The sequence below is a fragment of the Actinotignum schaalii genome (genome assembly GCF_028864145.1).
GTDB classification, from domain to species: Bacteria; Actinomycetota; Actinomycetes; order Actinomycetales; family Actinomycetaceae; genus Actinotignum; species Actinotignum schaalii_B.
Genome location: NZ_JARBHJ010000065.1, coordinates 1 through 1,390, shown reverse-complemented (window position 1 = coordinate 1,390; position 1,390 = coordinate 1). Strand labels below are relative to the sequence as shown.

The following is a 1,390-nucleotide window of genomic DNA, read 5'->3' as shown; positions in this document are numbered from 1 at the left end:
ACTATGACTATGACTGATGTTCCTGATACTGCTAATGGCTCTACTGCTGATGCTTTGCGTCGGGAGTTTATTGATGACGATCTACTGGACCGTCTAGTGGAGTCTTCTAGTAAGCGCGGTATCGGTTTGACTGGTGAAGACGGGTTTCTACCAGAGTTAATCAAGGCCGTCCTTGAGAGAGGCATGCAAGCCGAACTAACGGATCATCTCGGGTATGAAAAACACGACCCGGCCGGACACGGTAGCGGGAATTCGCGTAACGGAACGTCACCTAAAACACTTCAAACCCAGGTAGGACCGGTAAAAATAGACCAGCCCCGGGACCGGGCTGGCACGTTCACATCACGCCTAGTTCCTCCCGGCCAGCGCCGCATGGGTGGCCTGGACGACATGATTATCTCCCTGTATGCCGGTGGCATGACGATCCGGGAAATCCAACACCACCTAGAAGCCACTATTGGTACCCAAATGTCCCATGAAACGATCTCGAATATTACCGAGGCCGTTCAAGACGAGATCATTACCTGGCAGACCCGCCCGCTAGAAGCGTTTTATCCAGTCCTGTTCCTGGATGCTATCCAGGTGAAAATCAAAGATCATAACCGGGTTACTTCCCGGGCTGCTCATATCGCTATCGGGGTAGATTGTGACGGTATCAAACACGTGCTTGGGATCTGGGTGCAAGCAGCCGAGGGCGCGAAGTTTTGGGCTGGTGTTTGCGCTGAGCTAGCTAATCGTGGTGTCCAGGACGTGTTAATCGTGGCTTGTGACGGGCTGGCTGGTTTCCCTGAAGCGATCACGGCTACCTGGCCGAGGGCGATCATTCAAACGTGCGTGGTTCACTTGATTCGGGCTTCGATGCGGTTTGTGTCTTATCAAGACCGTAAAGCCGTGGCTGCGGCCCTCAAACCAATGTACACGGCTGTTAACGAAGAAGACGCGCTAGGTGCCCTCAAGGCTTTTGAAGAAGGAGAGTGGGGGCGTAAATACCCGGCCACGGTGGCGGCCTGGCAGCGGGCCTGGGATCGGTTCATTCCGTTCTTGGCTTTCGGTCCGGCTACCCGTAAGGCGATCTATACGACTAATAGTATCGAGTCGTTGAATTACCAGCTACGTAAAATCATTAAGAACCGGGGGCATTTCCCTTCTGATGGGGCAGCGGTGAAACTCATGTGGCTAGCCATTATGAATATCGAGGATAAACGTGCCAGGCAGCGAGCCAGGGACGCTGTACGGCCCAAGGGTAGTGCGCGTAAAGCACCTGGTCGGTTTATCGAAGGACAAGGCGTGCAGGGCTGGCAGAAAGTACTGGGCGAGTTATCCCTTCACTACCCGGACCGATTCCCAACCAACTAAATAAAACCATTTACACAAAAAACTTGACAAGCCC

The 1,390-nt window shown here is 53.4% G+C and carries 1 protein-coding gene; it reads left to right on the top strand.

What is annotated here, in order from left to right:
• The first annotated feature begins 9 nt into the window (after positions 1-9).
• Positions 10-1,356, top strand: a complete 1,347-nt coding sequence (locus tag PWJ82_RS09460) for an IS256 family transposase (protein WP_274736610.1) — start codon at positions 10-12, stop codon at positions 1,354-1,356.
• Positions 1,357-1,390: the final 34 nt, after the last annotated feature.

Excerpts from the sequence above, each read along its gene's own strand:
- PWJ82_RS09460 (WP_274736610.1), top strand. The coding sequence starts at position 10 with ATGACTGATGTTCCTGATACTGCTAATGGCTCTACTGCTGATGCTTTG.